The sequence below is a fragment of the Georhizobium profundi genome, assembly GCF_003952725.1.
Classification (GTDB): Bacteria; Pseudomonadota; Alphaproteobacteria; order Rhizobiales; family Rhizobiaceae; genus Georhizobium; species Georhizobium profundi.
Genome location: NZ_CP032509.1, coordinates 3,952,896 through 3,971,085 on the forward strand (window position 1 = coordinate 3,952,896; position 18,190 = coordinate 3,971,085).

The 18,190-nt window shown below is 62.1% G+C and carries 20 protein-coding genes; 8 read left to right on the top strand and 12 right to left on the bottom strand.

Annotated elements, in window-relative coordinates:
• Positions 1-161: 161 nt before the first annotated feature.
• Genes tolB through tolQ form a run of 4 tightly spaced genes read right to left on the bottom strand, consistent with a single transcriptional unit; the run spans position 162 to position 3,835 of the window.
• A complete protein-coding gene (gene tolB / locus D5400_RS19100) occupies positions 162-1,490 on the bottom strand; it encodes a Tol-Pal system beta propeller repeat protein TolB (protein ID WP_126011754.1) in 1,329 nt (442 codons plus the stop codon).
• Between the two features lie 21 nt (positions 1,491-1,511).
• Positions 1,512-2,633, bottom strand: coding sequence for a cell envelope integrity protein TolA (locus D5400_RS19105; protein WP_126011756.1), 1,122 nt, complete (start codon positions 2,631-2,633; stop codon positions 1,512-1,514).
• 10 nt (positions 2,634-2,643) lie between these two features.
• Complete coding sequence (tolR, locus tag D5400_RS19110; protein ID WP_126011758.1) at positions 2,644-3,093, bottom strand: protein TolR; 450 nt, start codon at positions 3,091-3,093, stop codon at positions 2,644-2,646.
• 25 nt (positions 3,094-3,118) lie between these two features.
• Complete coding sequence (tolQ, locus tag D5400_RS19115) at positions 3,119-3,835, bottom strand: protein TolQ (RefSeq protein ID WP_126011760.1); 717 nt, start codon at positions 3,833-3,835, stop codon at positions 3,119-3,121.
• 343 nt (positions 3,836-4,178) lie between these two features.
• Between tolQ and D5400_RS19120 the strand changes: the two genes are divergently transcribed.
• Positions 4,179-5,633, top strand: coding sequence for a TrkH family potassium uptake protein (locus tag D5400_RS19120; protein WP_245451363.1), 1,455 nt, complete (start codon positions 4,179-4,181; stop codon positions 5,631-5,633).
• Positions 5,634-5,649: 16 nt separating this feature from the next.
• Here D5400_RS19120 and ybgC read toward each other — a convergent pair whose 3' ends face one another.
• Positions 5,650-6,099 carry a tol-pal system-associated acyl-CoA thioesterase gene (gene ybgC, locus D5400_RS19125; RefSeq protein ID WP_425364891.1) on the bottom strand — a complete coding sequence of 150 codons (450 nt, stop codon included), beginning with the start codon at positions 6,097-6,099 and terminating at the stop codon, positions 5,650-5,652.
• A gap of 139 nt (positions 6,100-6,238) precedes the next feature.
• On the opposite strand from ybgC, the gene D5400_RS19130 reads away from it, so the two are divergent.
• From D5400_RS19130 to D5400_RS19140, 3 genes are all read left to right on the top strand, one after another.
• The gene (locus tag D5400_RS19130) at positions 6,239-7,459 is read left to right on the top strand and encodes an NAD-dependent epimerase/dehydratase family protein (RefSeq protein ID WP_126011762.1); all 1,221 of its coding nucleotides are present in this window, start codon (positions 6,239-6,241) and stop codon (positions 7,457-7,459) included.
• A gap of 165 nt (positions 7,460-7,624) precedes the next feature.
• Positions 7,625-8,446, top strand: coding sequence for a glycosyltransferase (locus tag D5400_RS19135; RefSeq protein WP_126011764.1), 822 nt, complete (start codon positions 7,625-7,627; stop codon positions 8,444-8,446).
• Position 8,447: 1 nt separating this feature from the next.
• Positions 8,448-9,344 (top strand): NAD-dependent epimerase/dehydratase family protein, encoded by an 897-nt coding sequence (locus tag D5400_RS19140; protein ID WP_126011766.1) that lies wholly within the window; start codon positions 8,448-8,450, stop codon positions 9,342-9,344.
• A gap of 15 nt (positions 9,345-9,359) precedes the next feature.
• Here D5400_RS19140 and D5400_RS19145 read toward each other — a convergent pair whose 3' ends face one another.
• The 4 genes from D5400_RS19145 to ruvC all read right to left on the bottom strand — a co-directional run bounded on the left by D5400_RS19145 (position 9,360) and on the right by ruvC (position 12,005).
• Entirely contained in the window at positions 9,360-9,680 is a 321-nt protein-coding gene (locus tag D5400_RS19145; RefSeq protein WP_126011768.1) for a hypothetical protein, read from the bottom strand.
• A gap of 59 nt (positions 9,681-9,739) precedes the next feature.
• On the bottom strand, positions 9,740-10,780 hold the full coding sequence (gene ruvB / locus D5400_RS19150; protein ID WP_126011770.1) for a Holliday junction branch migration DNA helicase RuvB: 1,041 nt from the start codon (positions 10,778-10,780) through the stop codon (positions 9,740-9,742).
• Positions 10,781-10,858: 78 nt separating this feature from the next.
• The gene (gene ruvA, locus D5400_RS19155) at positions 10,859-11,473 is read right to left on the bottom strand and encodes a Holliday junction branch migration protein RuvA (RefSeq protein WP_126011772.1); all 615 of its coding nucleotides are present in this window, start codon (positions 11,471-11,473) and stop codon (positions 10,859-10,861) included.
• A 19-nt stretch (positions 11,474-11,492) separates the two neighbouring features.
• Positions 11,493-12,005: a crossover junction endodeoxyribonuclease RuvC gene (gene ruvC, locus D5400_RS19160; protein ID WP_126011774.1), complete on the bottom strand. Its 513-nt coding sequence runs from the start codon at positions 12,003-12,005 to the stop codon at positions 11,493-11,495.
• 167 nt (positions 12,006-12,172) lie between these two features.
• On the opposite strand from ruvC, the gene D5400_RS19165 reads away from it, so the two are divergent.
• Both D5400_RS19165 and D5400_RS19170 read left to right on the top strand, forming a co-directional pair.
• A complete protein-coding gene (locus D5400_RS19165) occupies positions 12,173-13,177 on the top strand; it encodes an LLM class flavin-dependent oxidoreductase (protein ID WP_126011776.1) in 1,005 nt (334 codons plus the stop codon).
• Positions 13,178-13,301: 124 nt separating this feature from the next.
• Positions 13,302-13,949, top strand: a complete 648-nt coding sequence (locus D5400_RS19170; protein ID WP_164527961.1) for an SH3 domain-containing protein — start codon at positions 13,302-13,304, stop codon at positions 13,947-13,949.
• 78 nt (positions 13,950-14,027) lie between these two features.
• Here D5400_RS19170 and D5400_RS19175 read toward each other — a convergent pair whose 3' ends face one another.
• Positions 14,028-14,774: a YebC/PmpR family DNA-binding transcriptional regulator gene (locus tag D5400_RS19175; protein WP_126011780.1), complete on the bottom strand. Its 747-nt coding sequence runs from the start codon at positions 14,772-14,774 to the stop codon at positions 14,028-14,030.
• A 219-nt stretch (positions 14,775-14,993) separates the two neighbouring features.
• On the opposite strand from D5400_RS19175, the gene D5400_RS19180 reads away from it, so the two are divergent.
• Together D5400_RS19180 and D5400_RS19185 are read left to right on the top strand one after the other, a co-directional pair.
• Positions 14,994-15,833 carry an MBL fold metallo-hydrolase gene (locus tag D5400_RS19180; RefSeq protein ID WP_126011782.1) on the top strand — a complete coding sequence of 280 codons (840 nt, stop codon included), beginning with the start codon at positions 14,994-14,996 and terminating at the stop codon, positions 15,831-15,833.
• A 65-nt stretch (positions 15,834-15,898) separates the two neighbouring features.
• Positions 15,899-16,396 (top strand): pyridoxamine 5'-phosphate oxidase family protein, encoded by a 498-nt coding sequence (locus D5400_RS19185; protein ID WP_126011784.1) that lies wholly within the window; start codon positions 15,899-15,901, stop codon positions 16,394-16,396.
• 112 nt (positions 16,397-16,508) lie between these two features.
• Here the strand turns inward: D5400_RS19185 and D5400_RS19190 are convergent, their stop codons facing one another.
• A complete protein-coding gene (locus tag D5400_RS19190) occupies positions 16,509-17,270 on the bottom strand; it encodes a TerC family protein (RefSeq protein WP_126011786.1) in 762 nt (253 codons plus the stop codon).
• 83 nt (positions 17,271-17,353) lie between these two features.
• Positions 17,354-18,181, bottom strand: coding sequence for a TIGR00282 family metallophosphoesterase (locus tag D5400_RS19195; protein ID WP_126011787.1), 828 nt, complete (start codon positions 18,179-18,181; stop codon positions 17,354-17,356).
• Between the last annotated feature and the right edge of the window lie 9 nt (positions 18,182-18,190).

Below are 18,190 nucleotides of genomic sequence, written 5' to 3' on the forward strand. Positions count from 1 at the left end.
TGGTTTCCGAATTATGACCGGAAACCCTAAATGTGGTTACTATGGAGCTGGTTAACGGACCATTACCGGCCCGGTGATTCGCTGTTTGCCGCCCCGGTTTTCAGCTAGGGGCTCAATGCGGCGGGAAGGCGGCAAAATCGTGCCGCCTTAGCCGTTTTGCCTCAGCCTTCGAGCAGCGGCGACCAGGCTGGATCCGAGCCGTAGTTCGGCGTCTGGACAGGCTGTTCGTTGTAGCCCGTCAGGTCGATCGAATAGAGCTGCGGACCACCGGAGCCCGCCGGCTGACGGAAGAACATGAGCACGCGGCCATTGGGGGCCCAGGTCGGACCTTCGTTATGGAAGCCTGATGTCAAGATGCGTTCGCCGGAGCCGTCTGGACGCATGACGCCGATCGAGAACCGGCCGCCCGACTGCTTGGTGAAGGCGATGAGATCACCGCGTGGCGACCAAACCGGCGTCGAATAGGATCCATCGCCGAACGAGATGCGCTGCTGGTTGGAGCCATCGGCGTTCATTACGTAAAGCTGCTGGCGACCGCCGCGATCGGACTCGAACACGACGCGGTTGCCGTCCGGCGAATAGGAGGGCGAGGTGTCGATCGCGGTCGTCGAGGTCAGCCGTGTCGTCTGACGTGAGCGCAGGTCCATCGCATAGATGTTGGCGTTGCCGTCCTGCTGCAGGCTCATGATAACGCGCTGACCATCGGGCGAGAAGCGCGGCGAGAATGTCATGCCGGGGAAATTGCCGACGATCTCGCGCTGACCCGTTTCCAGTTGCAGCAGGTAGACGCGGGGCTGACCGCCCTCGAACGACATGTAGGTGATTTCCTGGCGGCTCGGCGAGAAGCGTGGCGTCAGCACAAGCTCGTTGCCCTGGGTTAGGAAGCGCACATTCGCCCCGTCCTGGTCCATGATGGCGAGGCGCTTCTGGCGGGAATCCTTCGGACCGCTTTCGGAGACGAAGACGACGCGGGTATCGAAATAGCCCTGCTCGCCGGTCAGACGCTCATAGATCGCATCGGCGATGATGTGCGCGACGCGACGCCAGTTTTCCGGCTGCGTGAAGAATTGCTCGCCCACCAGCTGCTGGCCGGCGACCGTATCCCACAGACGAAACTCTGCTTTCAGGCGACCATCCGGCTCGCGCGATACCGCGCCCGTGACCATCGCGTCCGCGCCGATTACGCGCCAATCCTCAAAACGCGGCGTCGCGTTCGGATCGGTGATCTGCTGAATGAAAGCCGACGGGTTGACCGGGTTGAACAGGCCCGAACGGCGCAGATCGGCCGTGACGACGTCAGCCACCTGCTGGCCGAGGTCGTCGGTCGACTGGAAACGCGTCACCGCGATCGGCAGGGGCTCGATGTTGCCCTGATTGATGTCGATCTCGACCTGCGCCCTTGCAGGGACGATCACCGCAACGAGTACGGCGAGCGTATAGAGGAACGATCGGAGAAACGTTGCACCTTGCGGCAATGAGATGGTGTTCATGCGCATTCAGCCTTTCAAAGCTCAGAACATCTGGCTCGGATCGAAATTCACGACCACTTCGGACCAGGTCTCGTATTTTTCCGCCGGAAGCGAATAGGGCGCGCAGCGGAGCACGGCGCGCAGTGCGCTGCCGGACAGCGTGCGCTGCGCCATGTCGGATCCACCGCTTGCCGACACGCTCGGCTGCCCCTGAATAGTGCCGTCCGGCGCAAGCCGCATGCCCACCCGGATGCGGACATCGGTCGCGTCGGCCATGCCCGGCACGACGTTCCAGCAGCGCTGGATCTGGCCGCGCAAGGCATCGAGCTCGCTCTGCGACAGCGATTCGCCGCCGGTCGTCTGCTGGCCACCGAGGGCTGCCTGCTGATTTTCGGCCTGACGCTGGCCACCGCCGGATGGTGCCTGCTGGTTCAGCAGGGCAGCGATCTGGTCGGCGTCGAATTCGCTTTCGCGCTCGGTCGTTTCCTGCTGGGCCTGCTGCGGCTGCTGAGGCGGCGTTTCCTGAGGCCGCTCGGCGGGCTCGGGTTGTTGGGCGACCTGTGGCCGCGGCGGTTCGGGCCGCGACATGGGCGTCGGAATGTTTTCGGGCAGTGCCGCGACTTCAGGCTCGGCGGGGGCAGCAGCCTCCGGAGCTTCCGGCAGCGGCTCGGCTTCCGGGGCTTCGGCTTCGGCCGGCTCGGGCAGAGCGGCGATTTCAGGTTCGGGCTGCGGCTCTGGCGCTTCGGGTTCGGGCGGCGGCGGCGCTTCGGCGGGTTCTACAGGTTCCGGCTCGGGCTCGGTTTCCGGTACTGGCTCCGGCTGAGGCACAGGCTCCGGTGTCGGCGCAGGCGCTGCCGCCTCTTCGACCGTCTCGGGCCGGGCCTGCGGCGTCGGGGCGCTGTCGAGATCGACAGTGTTGTTGCCGACGTTCTGCGCGTCCGGCTCGGGTGCGTCCGTCTCGACCGGCTCAGGCGCAGAGGTTTCCGCGATTGGCGCGGTGCGCTCGCCCTGCTGGATCTGGGTCAGCTCGGAGATCGGCACGATGTCGACCGGCAACGTCTCCATGATGCCCGCGTCCAAGCGCTCGGGGCCGCTCAAGGACAAGAGGCCCCAGCTCAGCAACACTACGTGGACTGTCGTCGATGTCGCGAGAGACTTTTTCATCGCGGTCCGGTCAGTTGACCTGCTCCTGGAGCGAAACGAGGCCCATATTGGTGAAGCCGGCGGCGGAAATGCGGCCCATGACCTGGATCACGGCGCCGTAATCGGCGCTCTGATCGCCGCGCACGTAGATGCGCTCTTCATAGCCAGTCTCGGCGATCGCCTCGAGGCGCGGCACGATCTCGTCCATCGTCACTTCGGTTTCCTGGATGAAAACCTGGCCCTCGGCGTTGATGGAAACCGTGATCGGCTGGCTTTCGCTGTTCAGCGCGTTGGCGCGGCTCTCCGGAAGATCGATCGGGACTCCAACCGTAAGCATCGGCGCGGCCACCATGAAGATGATCAGCAGCACAAGCATGACGTCGACGAACGGCGTCACGTTGATTTCGCTCATCGGGGCACGCTTGCCGCCGCGCCTTCTGCGCGAACCACCACCACCGGAATTTCCGACCGACATGCCCATGGATCGAGGTCCTTAATCCAATGCCCTATTCGGCCGCCTGGCGCGGCTGAAGCTTCTCGTCAATCTGACGCGAAAGAATGGCGGAAAACTCGTCGGCAAAGGCTTCCATGCGCCCGGTGATCTTGTTGGCGTCGCCGCTGAGCTTGTTGTAGCCGATGACGGCGGGAATAGCGGCGAGAAGGCCGATGGCCGTTGCGAGAAGCGCTTCCGCGATACCGGGCGCGACGACCGCGAGATTGGTGGACTGCGAACCGGCAATGGCCTGAAACGATGTCATGATGCCGACGACGGTACCGAACAGGCCGATGAAAGGTGCTGCCGAACCGATGGTCGCAAGCGAGCCCAGACGCGACTCAAGCTCTTCCGATTCGCGGGCGAGCGTCACGTCCATGGCCTTTTCGATGCGCTGCTGCAGACCGATCGGCGTACGGGCGCCGCGCTCGAAAGACTTCTTCCATTCGCGCATGGCGGCCACGAAGATCGCGCCCATGCCGGTGGTTTTCTGCTCGGACAAGGTGCGATAGAGCTCTTCGAGAGACTGGCCGGACCAGAAGATTTCTTCGAAATTATCGAGGCGCCGGCGAACGCGGCCATAGCTCATGGTCTTGTCGACGATGATGGCCCAGGTCCAGATGGAGGCTGCCACCAGCCCCACCATCACAAGCTTGACGACCAAGCCTGCTTCCATGAACAGCGACCATAGCGTCACGTCGCTCGTTGCCGCCAAACCCACCTGTTCCATCAATACCGCCCTCGAATTGACCTAGCCCGCAAGCGATGTTCACGAACGATACGCTTGTACGGGCGGCGCCGACTTCAACATTTCATGCTCGAAAGAAGACCCGGCTTTATCACAAGGTCTTTCCGAAGAGCCCCGTGCGCCTGAACCTGCCTTCTTGCCAGTAAATTTGGTCAAAGGAAGGCGTTACGCGCATGGTTTCATCCATTCGTGCGCCATTAAGCATTCGTTATGGTTAAGCCTTCGTTAGCGCCGGAAACGTCCAGCGGATATCTTTGTGCGGCGCATTCCCGAGGGCGCCGCACTGGTATAAAACCAAGGCGCATCGACATCCGGTTCATAAGCCTTGAACAACTCCCCCCTCGCGGCGACTGCCAATGTTGCAGGCTATTTCTGCCTGTATCTCGCGGTCTTCATGCTCCTGCCCATGCTGGCCGATCTGGTGGCCGGTAACGAGGACTGGCAGGTCTTTGGCATATCGGCCGTTCTGGTCGGTGGTCTTTCGCTCACCGTCATAGCCATGACACAGGGTGCAACGGTGCGGTTTTCCCCGCGCTTCGGATTCATGCTGCTCAACGCGCTCTGGCTTTCGACGTCGCTCGTGGCCGCAGTGCCGCTTTATTTCTCGTCGCTCGACATGACCTTCGGTGAAGCGTTCTTCGAGTCGGTCTCGGGCCTCACGACGACCGGTGCGACGGTGATCGTCGGCCTTGATAATCTTCCGCCCGGCATCTTGTTATGGCGCTCGATCACCCATTTCGTCGGCGGCATCGGCGTCGTGGCCATGGGCCTTCTGCTGCTGCCGTTCCTCAATGTCGGCGGGATGCAGATCTTCAAACTGGAATCTTCGGGCGCAACCGACAGCCCGTTTCCGCGCGTCAGGCAGTTTTCGATCGCCCTAATCGGTTTCTACGTCTCGATCACGCTCGCCTGCGCGCTTGCCTATAACGCAACCGGCATGTCGAGCTTCGATTCGCTCAATCACGCCATGGCGACCGTTTCGACCGGCGGCTTTGCCACCACGGACGCCTCGTTTCGGAATTACAGTGAAGGCGCCCTCATCGTCGGTACCGTCTTCATGCTGATCGGCGCGATGCCCTTTGCTGCCTTCATCCGGGCGATCGTGCTCCAAAGCCCCAGGCAAGCTTTTGACCCGCAGATGCCAGTGCTGCTCGGCATCATCGCGCTCGCAACCGCGACAATCACGATTCTCGCTCTCGAGCATGTGGATGGACCACGCTGGGCAACCGTCATCCATGCTGCGTTCAACGTCGTGTCGATCATCACGACAACTGGCTTCGTCTCCGCCGATTACGATCTGTGGGGGCCGCTCGCGATCATGCTAATCTTCTTGCTCACATTTCTCGGCGGCTGTTCCGGCTCTACGTCCGGCGGCATCAAGACCTATCGACTGATGGTGCTTTTCGATGCGCTCCGCGTAAACCTGGCGCAGATGATCCGCCCGAACGCGGTCCGACCCGTGCGCTTCGGTCGCCAACCCGTCACGCCGCGCGTGGTGCAGTCGGTTGCCGTCTTTGTCGGCGTCTATTTCGCGATTTTTGTCGCGGTCAGCGTCGCGCTCGCCGCGACGGGCCTCGACTTCACCACCGCCGTTACCGGTGCCATCACGGCCCTGTCCAATGTCGGACCGGGGTTTGGCTCCATCATCGGGCCCGCTGGTACCTTTGAACCGCTGTCCGAGGCGGCGAAGTGGATCCTGTCGGTCGCCATGCTGCTCGGGCGTCTGGAAATTCTTGCCGTGTTGATTCTGTTCAGTTCGTCGTTCTGGAAGAATTTCTGAGACATTTCAGAAGACGTCAGCGCGGAGCGAAAGCCTTTGCGACATCGACAGGCAGTCGACGAGGCCTGCCCTGCCCGTCGATGACAGCCACATCGACTGTTGCTTCAATCAGCACGGTGCCGCCGCGATTGATCGTCTGGGACAGCGTCAGCCGCGCACCACGCGCCTCGTTGGTTTTTGTATCGATAGTCAGCACATCGTCCATGCGGGCCGGCTTCTTAAAATCGATCTCCATGCGGCGAACGACGAAGGTGAGGCGCTCGGCTTCCGACATGGCGCGCTGGGCAATGCCCAGGAGGCGCAGATAGTCCGTGCGTCCGCGCTCCATGAAATGGAGGTAGCGCGCATGGTAGACGACGCCGGAAAAATCAGTGTCTTCGTAATAGACGCGCTGAAGAAGCCGGTGCCCGAACGGGGTCAACTCCCCGGCCAAAACCATCGGCAGTCTCGTGTCATGCGCATCCATTCGGCAAAATCCTCGTCTGTCCAGTGGAGACTTGTGGAGCAACGCGCTCAGCCTTACAAGCACGGCCACCTCCGTTATAGTGCTGACACAGAGCTGGCCTAACGGACGACGCATTACAGCGATTACGGAGTTTCCTCGCATGAAGATTGCGGTACTTGGCGGCGATGGCTTCGTCGGCTGGCCCACTTGCCTTCACCTCTCGGCACAGGGCCATGAGGTTCACATCGTCGACAATCTCTCGCGTCGCTGGATCGACACGGAACTGGGCGTCCAGTCGCTGACGCCGATGGATTCGATCCAGGAGCGCACCCGCATCTGGCATCAGGAAACCGGTCATCGCATCCGTTTCCACCTGATCGACATCGCGCGCGATTATGATGTCTTCAAGCACTGGCTGATCGAACATCGCCCCGATGCCGTGATCCATTTCGCCGAACAGCGCGCTGCGCCCTATTCGATGAAGTCGGACCGGCACAAGAACTACACGGTCAACAACAACGTCAACGCCACGCACAACCTCCTGAACGCGCTGGTCGAGACCGACATCGACGCCCACCTCGTCCATCTCGGCACGATGGGCGTTTATGGCTATTCGACCATCGGCGCGGCGATCCCGGAAGGTTACCTGCCAGTCGGCATCGAAACGCTGTCCGGGGAAACGGTCAGCCAGGACATTCTCTATCCGGCCAATCCCGGCTCGATCTACCACATGACGAAGTGCCTGGATCAGCTGCTGTTCCAGTTCTACGCCAAGAATGACGGTCTGCGGATCACCGACCTTCACCAGGGCATCGTCTGGGGCACGCACACGGACCAGACGCGCCGCCACGCGCAGTTGATCAACCGGTTCGACTATGACGGCGACTACGGCACGGTGTTGAACCGCTTCCTCATCCAGGCGGCGATCGGCTATCCGCTGACGGTCCATGGCACCGGCGGCCAGACGCGCGCCTTCATCCACATCCAGGATTCGGTGCGCTGCATCGAAATCGCGCTGAAGAACGGCCCGTCGCGCGGCGACAAGGTCAAGATCTTCAACCAGATGACGGAAACGCACCGGGTGCGGGATCTCGCCGAGATGATCGCCAAGATGACGGGCTCCGAGATTGCCTACCTGCCCAATCCACGCAAGGAAGCGCCGGAGAACGAACTGATCGTCAAGAACGAGCAGTTCCTCGCACTCGGCCTCAACCCGACCACGCTGGCCGAGGGGCTGCTTTCGGAAGTCGTCGACGTGGCGAAGAAATTCGCCTACCGCGTCGACCGCAGCCGCGTGCCGGCCGTCTCCGCCTGGACAAAGGACATCGCCCCGACGCTCAACCGCGACCCGGAAGGCAAGAAGCTGAAGAGCGTTTCCTAGAGCAGAAAGCGCTGTCGCGAGTGGCGTCGCCCGCCCCAAGACGTCAGGGTCGGGCTTGTCCCGACCCTCTACGATGGCGCCGGTTCAGCAGACCCTCGGGACAAGCCCTAGGGTGACGGCTGTTAAGTATCGGTCGCAGCAGTAAGCCGTGTCACGAGAGAGCTGATGCCCCTTCCCTCCCCCTACGCCTACGTCACCCTGGTCACCAATCGGGACTATGCGATGGGGGCTACGGCGCTCGTTCGGTCGCTGAAGCTAACCGGCACGGCCGCCGACCTGGTGGTCATGCATACGGGTGGTGTCGATCCGCAGGCGCTCGAGCCGCTCGTCGAGCTTGGTGCGAAGCTCTATCCGGCCGAGCTGCTCGATTGTTCGGATGCGTTCAACGAACGACATAGCCGAGCCCGAATCCATGCGGATGCGCCCTTCACCAAGGGGCGCAAACCGGCCTTTCATTCGCCGCTCGACAATTTCTGCAAGCTGCGGCTCTGGCAGATGACACAGTATGAACGCGTCGTCTTCATCGACGCCGACGCGGTCGTCCTCCGCAACATCGACAAGCTCTTCGCCTATCCGGAATTTTCCGCCGCGCCGAATGTCTATGAGAGCGTGGCTGACTTTCACCGGCTGAACTCCGGGGTGTTCGTGGCAAAACCTTCGGAGGCGACGTTCGATGCGATGCTGGCGCGGTTGGATGAGCCGGACGCGCACTGGCCGCGCACGGATCAGACCTTCCTGCAAACCTTCTTTCCCGACTGGCACGGCCTGCCGGTCACGATGAACATGCTGCAATATGTGTGGTTCAGCATGCCGGCGCTCTGGCACTGGGGTTCGGTCAACGTGATCCACTACCAGTATGAAAAGCCCTGGGAGACCGACCATCCGAAGGCGGATCGGTTGCGCCCGCTGATCGACCTCTGGCAGGCTTACTATACCGGCGAAAAAATTCCGGATATTGCGTCGCTCCCCAATCCCGCGGACGCCTGACATGCGCGTTCTGGTGACCGGCGGCACTGGGTATGTCGGACGCTTCATCGTCGAAGCGATGCTGCGAGAGGGCTTCGAGGTCATCGTCGCCGGCCGGCAACCGCCGCGGTCCGATCTCTTCAGTGCGCCGGTAGCCTTCAGGCCGCTCGACCTCGATCCCGATACCGACCAAACCGCCCTCCTCGAGGGTGTCGACTGGATGGTGCATGGCGCGTTCGATCATGTCGCGGGCAAGTATCGAGGCGGCGAAGGCGATGATCCGACACGGTTCATCCGGCTCAACCGGGAGGGCAGCATCGCGCTTTTTGAGACAGCAAAGGCCCATGGCGTCCGCCGCGCCCTCTTTCTTTCGAGCCGCGCCGTTTACGGGCCACAGGGCCGACCAACAGTGCTAACCGAAGAAACTCTCGCCAAGCCCGATACGCGCTATGGCCAGGTGAAGCTCGACGTGGAGCGCGCGCTGTCCGATCTCGCTTCGGAAGACTTTGTCGCAGCAAGCCTCAGGGTGACAGGTGTCTATGGCGCCCACTGCGCTGGTGCGGACCACAAGTGGCAGAGGCTGTTTTCGGATTTCCTCGCTGGTCGCAGCATTGCGCCGCGCATTGCCACAGAGGTGCACGGGGACGATGTCGCGCAGGCGGCGCTGCTGCTTCTTCGGCACGAAACTGCCGGCAGCGTCGCGGGTCGGACCTTCAATGTGTCGGACATCCTTCTCGACCAACGCGATCTACTCGCTCGCGTGGCCTCGCTGCTCGATGTTCCAATCCAACTGCCGCCGCCCGGCGATCCGGCAAGCGTGGATGTCATGGATTGCACGGCAATCCAGGGGCTTGGATGGCGGCCGGGGGGCTTCGAGAAACTCTATGCCGTTCTTCCAGACCTTGTGCGGACGCTCTGAACTGGCGGTCCCTTGTCAGGCGTCGAGCGCCTTCTTTTCCTTCTCCGCCCAGTCCTTGCCAGCCTCGCCACCCCAGAGAAGCCAGGCGACGTAGCCTGCTGAAGGGTTGTCGTCATCGCCGAAATTCTTGGCGCGCTTATCGACCTTATGGCGGGCGAAATAGCTGGCCATGCGCTTCACTGTGTCATCAGAGAGCGACTTGCGGTTCTTCAGGTCGCGAGCCCTGGCAACACCGACGTCGGTCCCGCCGCGCTTGAACTTTGCGCGAAGGTCGAGACCCTTTTCGGCTGCATCCGCCACTGCCTTCGGCGGTACATGATCGGTTGTCTTCGCCATATGATGCTCCTTCATCCTGATCGTGGAGCATCAACTCAAAGGCGCGAAAAAGCGTTCCGTCAGTCCTCGTCGAACTGAATGCGGAACTGCGTCGCCTCCAGGTCTTTCGGAGCATTGAGACCAAGGTGCTTCCAGGCGTTGGCGGTCAGGACGCGGCCACGCGGCGTGCGCTGGATGAAGCCCTGCTGGATCAGATAGGGCTCGATGATGTCCTCGATCGCGTCGCGCGGTTCAGACAAGCCAGCGGCAATCGTCTCGATGCCCACCGGGCCGCCACCGAAGTTCTTGGCGATCATGAAGAGATAACGCCGGTCGAGCTGGTCGAGGCCGAGCGCGTCCACTTCAAGGCGCGTCAGCGCCTCGTCGGCGACCTTGCGGTCTACGGCTTCGGCGCGCGCGACCTCGGCGAAATCGCGCACTCGGCGCAGCAGCCTGCCGGCGATACGCGGCGTGCCACGGGCGCGGCGGGCGACTTCCAGCGCGCCATCCTCGGTCATCGGCAAGCCCATGATGCGGGCGCCACGCCGGACGATGCTTTCGAGTTCCGCCACCGTATAGAAGTTGAGCCGCACCGGAATGCCGAAGCGGTCGCGCAGCGGCGTGGTCAAAAGCCCAAGCCGTGTCGTTGCCGCCACCAGCGTGAATTTCGCCAGATCGATCTTCACCGACCGCGCGGCCGGACCTTCGCCGATGATGAGATCGAGCTGGAAGTCCTCCATAGCCGGATAGAGAATTTCTTCCACCGCCGGGCTCAAACGATGGATCTCGTCGATGAAGAGCACATCGCGCTCTTCGAGATTGGTCAGAAGAGCAGCGAGATCGCCGGCCTTGGCGATGACGGGGCCGGACGTCGCGCGGAAATTGACGCCGAGTTCCTTGGCCATGATCTGCGCGAGCGTCGTCTTGCCGAGACCGGGCGGGCCGACGAAGAGCACGTGATCCAACGCCTCGCCACGTGCCTTGGCAGCCTCGATGAAGATCTTGAGGTTCGCGCGCGCTTCTGCCTGGCCGGTGAAATCATCAAGCGTCTGCGGCCGCAGCGACGCCTCCGCATCCTCGCCACGCTTTTCCGGGTCAATCAGACGGGCGGGATCACTCATGGGCGTTGGCCAAGGTCGGTAAATGGGTCATGCCGTCGGTGTAGTCCAGCCGCCCCGCGCCCGCAATCGCACCGCAGCTCACCGCGCCAGCTCCTTCAGCCCCAGCCGGATGAGCTTGGCGCTGTCGGCGTCTTCGCCGGCAGTCCTTACCGCGGCGGCGACGGCGCTGGCGGCCTGGTCGCGGGAATAGCCGAGATTGGTGAGCGCGGAGACAGCGTCCGAGATGGGTGCGGAGGCGACGCCTTCGCCGAGTTCTTGCTTGAAGCCGATCGAGCCCGCGGCATCGCCGGCGAAGGCCGGCGCCTTCGCTTTCAGTTCCGTGACGATGCGCAAGGCGACCTTTGGGCCGATGCCGGGTGCGCGCGCCACGGTCGCTTTATCCTGCAGCGCAATGGCATTGGCGAGCTCGGATGCCGTCAGCGTGGTCAACACAGCAAGCGCCACCTTGGAGCCGACGCCCTGCACGCTTTGCAGCAGGCGGAACCATTCGCGCTCCAGCATGCTCAGGAAACCATAGAGCCGGAACACATCCTCGCGCACATAGGTCTCGATATGGAGGATCACGGCTTCGCCGACGGTCAGTTTCGACAATGTGCGGCCGGAGCAGTAGGCGACATAGCCGACGCCATGCACGTCGATGACGACATGGTCCTCGCCGATTTCGTCCACCGTGCCTTTCAGTTTTCCGATCATCGAACAGCTATCCGGTTCTCTAAGCGCTCGCGAGCCTCAACCGGCCGGCTGCGCTCTGGCGATGGTGGGCGTGGCAGATGGCGATGGCAATCGCGTCCGCGGCATCGTCGGTGTCGAACGTCGCCTTGGGCAGCAGCACCTTCACCATCATGTGAATCTGCGCCTTGTCGCCGTGGCCGACGCCGATCACGGTTTTCTTGACAGCATTGGGCGCGTATTCGGCGACCGGCAGGCCGGCAAGCGCCGGCACCAGCATGACGACGCCACGCGCCTGGCCGAGCTTCAGGGTCGCGACGGCATCCTTGTTGACGAAAGTCTGTTCCACGGCGGCTTCATCGGGCTTCATGTCATGAAGAATGGCGGCGAGGCCTTCGTGCAGTTGCTTGAGACGGGTCGCCAGATCGCATTTCTCGTCAGACCTTATCGTGCCTGATCCCACGAAGCGCAGCGAGTTGCCGAGCGCATCGACCATCGCCCAGCCGGTACGGCGAAGGCCCGGATCGATACCCATGATGCGAATCGTCTGTTGCATGCGCGAAACCCTAGCTGCTGATGCCCTGTTCTGCCACGTATCTCGTGAACAAAAGAGAAACAAAATGGGGATCGAATCGCGGACATCGATCGACGATGGTGGCGGTGGCGTGTCGCAGCACCTAAATTCCTTTCAACACACACGCTTCCGCTGCCAAAGGACCAGTCATGGTACCCCTTTCCATTCTCGATCTTTCGCCCATCGCCGAAAACCAGACGCCGGCCGATGCGCTGAAAGGCTCCCTGAAGCTTGCCCAGAAAGCCGAGGCGCTTGGCTATAATCGCTTCTGGCTTGCCGAACATCACAATATGCACGGTATTGCGTCCGCCGCGACGGCCGTCGTGATCGGCCATGTCGCCGGTGGGACGAAGACGATCCGCGTCGGCTCGGGCGGCGTCATGCTGCCGAACCACTCCCCGCTCGTGATCGCCGAACAGTTCGGCACGCTGGAGGCCCTCTATCCCGGCCGCATCGATCTCGGGCTTGGCCGTGCTCCCGGCACCGACGGTCTGACCGCACGGGCGTTGCGCCGCAACCTCGATGCCGGTGCGGAGAATTTTCCGAACGACGTGGTGGAATTGATGACGTTGCTCGGACCTGCGCAGCCCGGCCAGCGCGTGCATGCAGTGCCTGGAGAGAACTCGAACGTGCCGATCTGGCTCTTGGGCTCCAGCCTCTATTCCGCGCAACTCGCGGCCATGCTCGGCCTGCCATTCGCCTTCGCGTCGCATTTCGCGCCGGATTCGCTGATGCAGGCGCTTGCCATCTACCGCGAGAAGTTCCAGCCCTCCGCCGTGCTGGACAAGCCCTATGCCATGGCCGGCGTCATGGCCGCACCTGCCGAGACCGACGAGGAAGGCGCGTTTCTCTTCACCTCGGCGCAACAGCAATTCGTCAATCTGCGGCGCGGCACGCCGGGACGGACACCGAAGCCGGTCCACTCTATGGACGACATCTGGACCGCGCACGAGAAGATCGGCATCGAGCACACCTTCCAGTACGCGCTCGTCGGTTCGCCCGAGACGGTGCGCGAAAAGACCGATCGGTTCCTTGAGCTGACCCAGGTGGACGAGCTGATCGTTTCCTTGCCGATCTACGATCTCGACAAGCGGCTGCGGGGCCTCGAAATCCTGGCCGGCATGCGCGACCAGATGGCGAAGCACGCTGCCTGAAACGCTGATGAACGGCGTATGAACCGGCGGTCCATCCTTGGTTCAGGATGGGCCCGCTAAATCTCTCTCCATGCTTCGCCCCTGAATGCATCGCAGAGCCGAAAAAGGCCGCAAGGAGAGTGAGATGAAAAAGTTCGTAATCGCCGCAGCTGCATCGCTGGCCGCACTGGTCGCATTGCCGAGCATCGCGTCCGCAGCGCCAGGCTTTGTCACGACCAATCTGAATGTGCGGTCCGGTCCCGGCACGCAATATCCCGCCGTCACGGTCTTTCCGGCCGGCGCCCGCGTCGAAGTCATCGGCTGCACGGCCGGCCCCGGCTGGTGCGACGTGCAGGGCGGCGGCGTACGCGGCTGGGTTTCGGCCAGCTACCTCGATCTCGCTTATGACAATAGCCGCGTCCGCGCGCCGAGCTATGTCGCACGCATCGGCATCCCGACGGTCACCTTCTCCATCGGCAATTACTGGGACCGCCACTACCGCGGCCAAGGTTTCTACCGTGACCGCGGGCGTTACGAAGGCCGTCCGGTCGTTGTCCGTCCCGATCGGCCGGGCCGCCCAGTGATCGTGCAGCCTGACCGCCCGGGTCGCCCCGGCGTTGGCAATCCAGGCCGCCCTGATCGGGTCGAGCGCCGCGAAGACCGTCGCGAGTTCCGTCAGGATGCCCGCGAGGATCGCCGCGAGTTCCGCCAGGAACGGCGCGAGGATCGCCGGGAATTCCGACAGGAGCGTCGTGAAGATCGCCAGGAGCGCCGCGAATTCCGGCAGTTTTGATGGGCATATGACAGAGATCAAATGAAAAAGCCCGCATCGGGGAACCGATGCGGGCTTTTGCAATCAAAATGCGATGGTTCAGGCAGAGAGCTTCGCCATGACCTCGTCGGAAATTTCAAAGTTAGCGTAGACGTTTTGAACGTCATCGTCATCGTCGAGCACATCGATGAGCTTCATCACCGATACGGCCTTTTCCTCGTCGACAGGCGTCGAGGTCTGTGGCTTCCAGATCGCCTTGACGGACTCGGCTTCACCCAGCTTTTCTTCGAGCGCCTTGGACACTTCGCCGATGTCCTCGAAGGCGCAGATCACCACGTGGCCGTTCTCGTCGGAGACGACGTCCTCGGCACCCGCTTCGATCGCGGCTTCCATCACCGCGTCGGCATCGCCGGCCGCCGACTTGTAGACGATTTCGCCAACGCGGTTGAAGCTGAAGGCCACCGAGCCGGTCTCGCCGAGCGCGCCACCGGATTTGGTGAACGCCGCCCGCACATTCGATGCGGTGCGGTTGCGGTTGTCGGTCAGCGCTTCCACGATCAGCGCGACGCCGCCCGGGCCGTAGCCTTCGTAACGAATTTCTTCGTAGTTCTCGGCGTCGCCACCGGATGCCTTCTTGATGGCACGCTCAATGTTGTCCTTGGGCATGGACTGCGCCTTGGCGTTCTGGATCGCCAGCCGCAGGCGCGGGTTCATCGCCGGGTCCGGCAAACCGCCCTTTGCCGCCACGGTGATTTCGCGCGCGAGCTTGGAGAACATCTTGGAGCGCACCGCGTCCTGGCGGCCCTTGCGGTGCATGATGTTCTTGAACTGTGAATGGCCTGCCATGTCGCCTCGCCTTGTTCTTTGTCTGTCGCCCCGCCGCTGGCATCGTGGATCGGGCTTTGCCGCGCTTATAGAAAAAGCGCTGCCCGTCGTCCAGAACCTCCAATCGCGTTGTCTCGTCTTCGATCGCATTCACGATGCCGTGACCGTTGCGATGGCCGGTGGACGTTCGTCCGTTTGACCGTAGTCTTGTCCTCCAGGCATTTCAGCTGAGGGCAGGTCATGATGACGAACGTGCTTTCGATGTCTGTCGTGGCGAGCCTTCTCGCCTCAGCGTTCCTCATCTCGCCCGCCATCGCACAGGAACAAATGGCGGTGAGCCAGTGCCAGGCGGTTGCGACGCGGCTTCCAGCAGCGCAGTTCACCAGCCTCGATGGTGCGGACAGTTTTCTCACCCTTGCCCAGTCGTCTGCCGAGGAGGTGCGGATCACCTTCGTTGCCCATTCCACTTATCTGATCGAAACGCCCGGCGGCGTGTCGATCGCCACGGATTTCAACGGTTATACGGGCGCGGCGGCAACCCCGACGGTGGTGACGATGAACAAGGCCCATTCCGGCCACTACACCGCCAGTCCCGACCCGGCCATCGAGCATGTGCTGCGGGGCTGGAACCCGGAAGGCGGGGCGGCCGACCACGATATCGTGGTGGGTGATACCTATATCCGCAATGTCACCACCGACATCCGCGCGGGCTATGAGGGGATGGAGGCGGATGGCAACTCGATCTTCATCTTCGAGGTCGCCGGCCTTTGCATCGGCCACCTCGGCCACCTGCATCACGCACTCACCGACGAGCACTACGGAGAAATCGGCCGGCTCGACATCGTGATGGTGCCGACCGATGGCGGACTGACCATGGGTGCGGAGGAGATGAGCCAGGTCGTGCGGCGGCTGCGCTCATCGCTCGTCCTGCCCATGCACAGGATGGGACCATCGCTCAGCGCCTTCATCGAACTGATGGGAGAAGACTGGGCAAGAGAGTATGTCGCCGAAACGGGCATCACAGTCTCGCTGCGTAGCCTGCCTGAACGACCGACCGTGATGATCCTTCAAGGCATGTGATCGGAACCCGTTTTCGACCCCAGCGTTTGTTTGGGTGATTCCAACAATAGAAGCCGGAGCAATTAATGGCCGATCTCAAGAAAGCAGAAACCGATCCGAAGACCCAGCTCTTCGACGAAATCGACGATCTTCACGCCGGCATGCTGGGCGTCGATGGGTCGGGCTTGCACATGCAACCGATGGCTCCGCAGCTTGATCGCAACACCAACTCGATCTGGTTCTTCACCAAGAGCGATACGGATCTGGTGCAGGCGATCACTGCGGGAGCGCACGCGCATTTCTGTGTTGTCGGTAAGGACCACGACTATCACGCCTGCGTTTCTGGACCGATCAGCGTCAATCTCGATCCGGCGAAGCGCGACGAATACTGGAACAGCGTCGTCGAAGCCTGGTTCGATGGCGGCAAGGATGATCCGAAGCTGACGATGCTGCAGATGAAACTCGTCGACGGCAAGATCTGGGCTTCCACAGACAGCAAGATCAAGTTCGGCTGGGAAATCGCCAAGGCAAACCTCACCGACGACATGCCGCATGTCGGCGTGACGAAGGACGTTCGGTTCTGATCGCCTGAGGCTTCGATACAAAGCGCACAATGCAAAAGGGGCTGGTCCACGGACCAGCCCCTTTTTTTGTGCTTGGAAATGGCAGCGCCCCGACCCGGGCGCTGCCGAGGCTTCAACGAGCGGCCGGTGCGCCGGCTGCGTTCTTGCGCTGGCGGGCGCGGCGGGCCAGCATGTTGAGCGCTTCGACAAGGCCCGAAAACGCCATGGCGGCGTAGATGTAGCCCTTAGGCACATGGAAGCCGAGGCCTTCGGCGATCAGCGTCATGCCGATCATCAGCAGGAACGACAGTGCCAGCATGACGATCGTGGGGTTATTGCCGATGAAGCGCGACAGCGGGTTGGCCGCCAGCAACATGACGGTCACGGCGCCAATAACGGCGATCACCATGATCGGAACGTGATCGGTCATGCCGACGGCGGTGATGATCGAGTCGACCGAGAACACGAGGTCGAGCAGCAGGATCTGAACGATCACGCCGGAGAAGGTCACCGTTGCGGCCTTGCCGATCATGTTGTCCTTGGAGTCCTCCACATCGACCGTGTGATGGATTTCCTTGGTCGCCTTCCAGACCAGGAAAAGACCACCGACGAGCAGGATGATGTCACGCCATGAGAAGTCCTGGCCGAAGGCGGAGAATACCGGTTCGGTCAACTGCACGATGAAGCTGACGAGCGACAGAAGGCCGAGACGAAGGACGAGCGCGAGGAGAATGCCGATGCGCCGTGCCCGCTCGCGCTGGCCCTCGGGCAGTTTGTTGGACAGAATAGAAATGAAAATCAGATTGTCGATGCCGAGAACGATTTCCATGACAAGGAGCGTCGCAAGCGCCACCCATGCCGCAGGATCGTTCATGAAAGAGAACCAGTCAGCCATTGGCATATCCGTTCTTGATGATGGCGTGAGAAACAGAAGTCGAAGTTAGTGCTTGAATCAACGCCCAAGAACGAGGGACCCGTTCATGCGTTCCAAAAGGATGGAATGGATTCCGCCAAGCGCGGCCCTAGGCGCAGCGGCGCCACTTTCTCGGCCAATCCGGTGCGATCGGAAATGTCCACGGCCACACCGCAAATCGTGGCCTCCCCTGCCGCAGCCTCGAAGCGACCCTTGGGCATCTTGGAGAGGAACCGGTTGAGCGGCTCTTCCTTGTCCATACCAAGCGAGGAATCGTAGTCCCCGCACATGCCGGCGTCCGACATATAGGCCGTGCCGCCATTGAGGATCTGGCAATCGGCAGTCGGCACATGGGTGTGCGTGCCAACGACGAGGCTTGCCCGTCCGTCGACAAAATGGCCGAAGCACTGCTTTTCGCTGGTCGCTTCCGCGTGGAAATCAAAAATGACCGCGTCGGCCTGCTCGCCGAGCGGACATGCCGAAAGGATCGCCTCGGCTGCCTGGAACGGGTCGTCCAGGTCCGGATGCATGAAGACGCGGCCCATGATGTTGGAGACGAGGACCTGGGCTCCATTGCGGGCCCGGTAGAGATTGGCGCCGCGGCCCGGCGTTCCGGCGGGGAAATTGGCAGGGCGAAGAAACCGCTCCTGGCGCTCGCAAAATTCGATGGCTTCGCGCTGATCCCAGACGTGGTTGCCGGTCGTCATGACGTCCGCTCCGGCCTGCAGCGTCTGCAGAAGGATTTCCTCGGTCACGCCGAAGCCACCGGCCGCGTTCTCGCCGTTGACGATGACGAAATCGAGCCGGAAATCCGAAATCAGTGCGGGAAGTCGATCATAGACGGCCGTGCGCCCGCTGCGCCCGACCATGTCGCCAAGGAAGAGAAGCCTCATGGACCGCCT

Excerpts from the sequence above, each read along its gene's own strand:
- D5400_RS19180 (WP_126011782.1), top strand. The coding sequence starts at position 14,994 with ATGATGACGAACGTGCTTTCGATGTCTGTCGTGGCGAGCCTTCTCGCC.
- D5400_RS19190 (WP_126011786.1), bottom strand. The coding sequence starts at position 17,270 with ATGGCTGACTGGTTCTCTTTCATGAACGATCCTGCGGCATGGGTGGCG.
- tolQ (WP_126011760.1), bottom strand. The coding sequence starts at position 3,835 with ATGGAACAGGTGGGTTTGGCGGCAACGAGCGACGTGACGCTATGGTCG.
- tolR (WP_126011758.1), bottom strand. The coding sequence starts at position 3,093 with ATGGGCATGTCGGTCGGAAATTCCGGTGGTGGTGGTTCGCGCAGAAGG.
- D5400_RS19165 (WP_126011776.1), top strand. The coding sequence starts at position 12,173 with ATGGTACCCCTTTCCATTCTCGATCTTTCGCCCATCGCCGAAAACCAG.
- D5400_RS19140 (WP_126011766.1), top strand. The coding sequence starts at position 8,448 with ATGCGCGTTCTGGTGACCGGCGGCACTGGGTATGTCGGACGCTTCATC.
- D5400_RS19185 (WP_126011784.1), top strand. The coding sequence starts at position 15,899 with ATGGCCGATCTCAAGAAAGCAGAAACCGATCCGAAGACCCAGCTCTTC.
- ruvB (WP_126011770.1), bottom strand. The coding sequence starts at position 10,780 with ATGAGTGATCCCGCCCGTCTGATTGACCCGGAAAAGCGTGGCGAGGAT.
- ybgC (WP_425364891.1), bottom strand. The coding sequence starts at position 6,099 with ATGGATGCGCATGACACGAGACTGCCGATGGTTTTGGCCGGGGAGTTG.
- D5400_RS19175 (WP_126011780.1), bottom strand. The coding sequence starts at position 14,774 with ATGGCAGGCCATTCACAGTTCAAGAACATCATGCACCGCAAGGGCCGC.
- D5400_RS19170 (WP_164527961.1), top strand. The coding sequence starts at position 13,302 with ATGAAAAAGTTCGTAATCGCCGCAGCTGCATCGCTGGCCGCACTGGTC.
- ruvA (WP_126011772.1), bottom strand. The coding sequence starts at position 11,473 with ATGATCGGAAAACTGAAAGGCACGGTGGACGAAATCGGCGAGGACCAT.
- ruvC (WP_126011774.1), bottom strand. The coding sequence starts at position 12,005 with ATGCAACAGACGATTCGCATCATGGGTATCGATCCGGGCCTTCGCCGT.
- D5400_RS19135 (WP_126011764.1), top strand. The coding sequence starts at position 7,625 with ATGCCCCTTCCCTCCCCCTACGCCTACGTCACCCTGGTCACCAATCGG.
- D5400_RS19105 (WP_126011756.1), bottom strand. The coding sequence starts at position 2,633 with ATGAAAAAGTCTCTCGCGACATCGACGACAGTCCACGTAGTGTTGCTG.
- D5400_RS19145 (WP_126011768.1), bottom strand. The coding sequence starts at position 9,680 with ATGGCGAAGACAACCGATCATGTACCGCCGAAGGCAGTGGCGGATGCA.
- D5400_RS19195 (WP_126011787.1), bottom strand. The coding sequence starts at position 18,181 with ATGAGGCTTCTCTTCCTTGGCGACATGGTCGGGCGCAGCGGGCGCACG.
- D5400_RS19130 (WP_126011762.1), top strand. The coding sequence starts at position 6,239 with ATGAAGATTGCGGTACTTGGCGGCGATGGCTTCGTCGGCTGGCCCACT.
- tolB (WP_126011754.1), bottom strand. The coding sequence starts at position 1,490 with ATGAACACCATCTCATTGCCGCAAGGTGCAACGTTTCTCCGATCGTTC.